Source organism: Parvibaculum sp. (assembly GCF_049672805.1).
Classification (GTDB): Bacteria; Pseudomonadota; Alphaproteobacteria; order Parvibaculales; family Parvibaculaceae; genus Parvibaculum.
The window spans coordinates 1-4,263 of sequence record NZ_JBATWS010000058.1 but is presented as its reverse complement, the minus strand read 5'-3'; the positions used below and the strand labels follow the sequence as shown (position 1 = coordinate 4,263).

Genomic DNA, 4,263 nt, shown 5'->3' with positions numbered 1-4,263 from the left:
GCCTTCGGGCATCTCCAGCACACCGACACGCTCCGCATAGGCGTCATATTCCGCGCGCATCTCGGCGAAAAGCTCGGGCATTTCTTCCGAGAGGTCATGCGTCTCGCCGGGATCGACCGCGATGTTGTAGAGATACCATTTGCCATCGCCGTGAGGCGGCATGTTGCGCACAAGCTTGTGGTCGCCGCGGAAGAGCGCCACATTGCCCGCCGCTTCAAGACCAACCGCATCATCCGCAGCATAATGCTCGTCGCTCTCACCCTTGAGCAGCGGCAGGAGAGAGCGGCCCGTCATCGGCTTCACCGCACGCCCGTCAAACTCCGCGACAGGCGACACACCGGCAAGATCGAGAATGGTCGGCGCAATATCGGTGATGAAGCTGAATTGCGATACATGGCCCCGCGCCGGGATGCCCGTGCCCGCAACAATGAAGGGAACGCGAAGCCCGCCTTCACCCGCATAAAGCTTGAAGAAAGAACCGGGTGATGCCGCCGCACTTGCAAATTCCGGCCCGATGAAGGCGTAGGAACCCTTTTCGCCCAGCGTTTCGATGTCGCGGCTATATCCTTCCCACCAGAGCCATTGCGAAAAGCCCGGCGTCGCCACGGGATCATTCGGCTCCGGCCCGTTGTCGGAAAGCACGAAGAAGATCGTATTCTCATACTGGCCTGTGGCCTTCAGATGGTCGATGAAGCGGCCAATGTGAAAATCCATTGCGTCGATCATCGCCGCATTGACAGCCATGCTCTTGGCGAAGAGCACGCGTTCCTCGTCCGAAAGCGCATCCCAGTCGCGCAAGCCCTCAGGCATCGGCCCGAGCACCGTGCTTTCAGGCAACAGCCCGCGCGCCATGACGCTCTCGAAGCGCGCCTTGCGTAGCGCATCCCAGCCCTCGGCATAAATGCCTTCATATTTTTCGATGAACTCGCGCGGCGCCTGCACCGGAATATGCACCGCCTGAAAAGCGAGATAGGCGAGGAAAGGTTTGTCGCTCTCCCCTTCCTCCAGATATTCGATTGCCTTGTCCACGATGAACTTCGAGGAATAGAAATCCTCCGGCAGATCGGCAGGCTCACCATCTTCGAACCACGGCGCATCGCTATAGATCGGGAGATAGGAGCGCTTCTCCCAATTATCCGCGCCCGACGCATCCAGCACGAAGGAACGGTCAAAGCCATGTGACGGCGGCAGCGCAGATGGCTCATGCCCGAGATGCCATTTGCCGGTCACGGCGGTGCGATACCCCGCCCGCTGCAAAAGGCTTGCGACAGTGACGACATCATCCGCGATCCGCCCCTGATAGGCAGGCGCCTCCCGATGCTCGGGCGGCAGCGTCTCGGGCAGATTGCCGACACCGGCAAGATGGCTCGCCATGCCCGTCATCAACATGGCGCGCGATGGCGAACAGACGGGCGAGGCATGGAAGTTCGAGAAGATGGCACCCCGCTCCGCGAGCGCATCAATATTGGGTGTCGAAATCTCACTGCCATATGCACCGAAATCGCTGAAGCCCACATCATCCGCCAGAATGATGACGATGTTGGGCGGCGTCTCCTCTGCAGACGCGACACCTCCCGAAACCGCCAGCATGGCCACCGCCAACGCTCCGATACCCCACGCTTTCATACTCTCTTCTCCCTGCGTGCCCCGACCCAATGACGGTCGAGCGGCGTTCTACCAGAAACCGGATTCGAAAGGGTCGCCAGGTCCACAGAACTCTCGCTTGCGAGAATGGCAGCGCCTTCGCCCCCCAGACATTCATCAACCCGTTTCCGCGCCGCTTCATCCAGCGCGGCATAATGCTTGCGCAAGGCGGCAAGGCAATGAACGCGATAGGGGCTGACCGGAACGCGCCATGTCACCCCGTCGCGGGGATAGGTCACATCGCGATCGCCCCGCGCAAATGCGGCCTCGTTTGCGACGAGATAGGGAAGGTAGTCATTCCCCGCCCGCGCAAAGAGCGGCGCAAGATCATCTTCAATGCGCTGGGGAAGCTGCTGATGAGCAATCTCTTCCGGCCTGACGGCCCAGAGCCGCGCAACCCAGAGAAAGACATGCGGCGCCCGCGCGCGCATGACTGCCGCCGGTGTCGGATCGGACGAGAAGTGCCGGAACATCGAGCCGAAGAAACCGAAATCCGCCTCGACAGGCCTCTCCCCCATAAGGAAGGGCCGCGCTTTCAGAATGCGCTCCATCGCATCGAGCGTTTCAAGGTAAAGCGCCTCGATCTGCGGTGCGGTCTCTTTCGTCACCCCGTCCTGCGCGAGATAGACGCGCCGCTGCCGCCGCAGGATCATCTGTCGCCGCACCCAGAAGGGAAGCTTCACGTCGCGCATCATCGTCCGCGCGATCTGTGCGCTCATCAATGTCATGTCATCCTTGAAAGACCAGCGATAATGAAGCGCCGGCCGCCACAGCCATTCATCGCCATAGTCTTCAAGCAGAAGGCTCGCAAAGCGTGTCGCGGGATCATGCGGGGACAGGGCCGGTTCGGGAAAACGCTCATTGAAATCGGCCATGATGACCGTCGTATCGGTGAGCCAGCGCCCGTCCGGCATTTCGATCTGCGGCATCTGAAGAACACCCGTTGCCCGACCCGCTCGGCGAAAGACAGCGAGGTCCATTTCCGCGAACCGATAAGGTACGCCCTTCGCGCGCAGAAAGGCCTCAAGCTTCCCCGTGAAATAGGAGAGCGTGAGGCCATGCACGGTCATGACACCGTCTGGCGCGGAAGCGGGCTCGTTCGTCATCGAGATATTATGGCACGGTGAGTGCAAAAACCACAAGACGCCCCGAAAGAGGTTGCGACACCCTGCCCGCCTGCTAACAATCCGCCATCGATATTTCTTGCCGGAGAGAAAGATGAAACTCGACGAAGCGCTGAAAGCGCGCCGATCCGCACGCGCCTTCAAGCCCGATCCCGTGCCGCTTGACCTTGTGAAGGAAATTCTCGAACTCGCGAAACATTCCCCCTCGGGCACCAATATCCAGCCCTGGAAGGTGCATGTCGTCGCGGGCGATGTGCGCCGCCGCCTTGAGGAAGAAGTGCTCGCCCATCGGGAAACAGACCCCGCCGACAAGATTGCCGAGTTTCCCCGTACCTCCAAGCGCAAAGAACCCTACACCACGCGCATGCGCACACTCGGCAAGGAGATGTATGGCCTGCTCGGCATTCCGAAGGGAGACGCGGCGGCGAACTGGCGACAATGGGGCCGCAACTACCAGTTCTTCGATGCGCCGGTCGGCCTCATCTTCACCATCGACAAGGATCTCGATTGCATGAGCTTTCTCGATATCGGGATTTTCATGCAATCGATCATGCTTGCCGCCAAGGCGCGAGGCCTTGATACATGCGCACAAGGCGCCTGGAACAATTTCTGGAGCGTGACGCGCCGCGTCCTGAACGTCCCTGAGGATGAATATATCATCTGCGGCATGTCACTCGGCTATGCGGATGAGACGGCGCCGGTGAACACGCTCATCGCCGAGCGCGAGCCGGTGGAAAGCTTCGCCACCTTCCACGGATTTGGCTGACGGACGACACTTCCGTCAATGCAAGTCAGAAACCGGACCGACCCGGCAGAAAGGCCCGGGGGTGAACCGGAGCCAGTTGCGCACCTGTCATCACGCGCTGGCCTGCGGGCAGATGCGGCTTGAAATAGAAGCCATTGTGAATGGCAATGAAGCTCTGCTGCTGGCCAACGCCGCCCTGAAAGGCTGAATCGCCAAGCGAGCCGGTAATCTCGGGCCGCGTCGTCGCGCGCTCGTCCGCAAAGGGGTCCACCGCTTCAGGACCACCCGCAAGCGCCCCGTATTCAACTTCCGGTCCCCAGGGATCAATCCAGCGCGCCTCCCCCGCTGCCGGAACTGCAAGCCCGAGCGAGAAGAGAACTGCCATAGCTGAAAGCCGCCAGCGCATGAGACACCCCGAAAATGTTTCAAAGTGAAACATAGAGGCGCGGACATCCCCCTTCAAGGCAGCAAAATCCGGCATTTGCCAAAGCTGACCCTCCCGTTATCCTCCCGCTCCATCAATAACGACAAAATGTCAGGGAGCATGAAATGGCGGAATATAATCGCCCGCTGCCCGCGCCGACGCCCGAGACACAGCAATTCTGGGACGGCTGCCGCGAGGGTGAACTGAGGCTGCAACGCTGCACGGCGTGCCGGGAAAGCTACTTCCCGCCCCGGCCCTTCTGCCCGGCCTGTGGCTCGCGCGAGGTTGAAATCTACAAGGCAAGCGGCAAGGCCACTCTGTATTCC

5 protein-coding genes are annotated in these 4,263 nt (G+C 60.6%); 2 read left to right on the top strand and 3 right to left on the bottom strand.

The window, feature by feature from the left end; genetic code table 11:
• Both WBF74_RS01860 and WBF74_RS01855 read right to left on the bottom strand, forming a co-directional pair.
• On the bottom strand, positions 1 to 1,626 hold a 1,626-nt coding region (locus WBF74_RS01860; protein WP_424434307.1), incomplete at its 3' end, for an arylsulfatase.
• The gene (locus WBF74_RS01855; RefSeq protein WP_424434304.1) at positions 1,623 to 2,750 is read right to left on the bottom strand and encodes a glutathione S-transferase family protein; all 1,128 of its coding nucleotides are present in this window, start codon (positions 2,748 to 2,750) and stop codon (positions 1,623 to 1,625) included. The genes WBF74_RS01860 and WBF74_RS01855, both read right to left, overlap by 4 nt.
• A gap of 112 nt (positions 2,751 to 2,862) precedes the next feature.
• On the opposite strand from WBF74_RS01855, the gene WBF74_RS01850 reads away from it, so the two are divergent.
• The gene (locus tag WBF74_RS01850) at positions 2,863 to 3,534 is read left to right on the top strand and encodes a nitroreductase (RefSeq protein ID WP_424434301.1); all 672 of its coding nucleotides are present in this window, start codon (positions 2,863 to 2,865) and stop codon (positions 3,532 to 3,534) included.
• A 25-nt stretch (positions 3,535 to 3,559) separates the two neighbouring features.
• Here WBF74_RS01850 and WBF74_RS01845 read toward each other — a convergent pair whose 3' ends face one another.
• Positions 3,560 to 3,898 carry a hypothetical protein gene (locus WBF74_RS01845; RefSeq protein ID WP_424434298.1) on the bottom strand — a complete coding sequence of 113 codons (339 nt, stop codon included), beginning with the start codon at positions 3,896 to 3,898 and terminating at the stop codon, positions 3,560 to 3,562.
• Positions 3,899 to 4,062: 164 nt separating this feature from the next.
• Here WBF74_RS01845 and WBF74_RS01840 point away from each other — a divergent pair.
• Positions 4,063 to 4,263 (top strand): Zn-ribbon domain-containing OB-fold protein (locus WBF74_RS01840; RefSeq protein WP_424434295.1); only part of this gene is annotated, 201 nt, incomplete at its 3' end.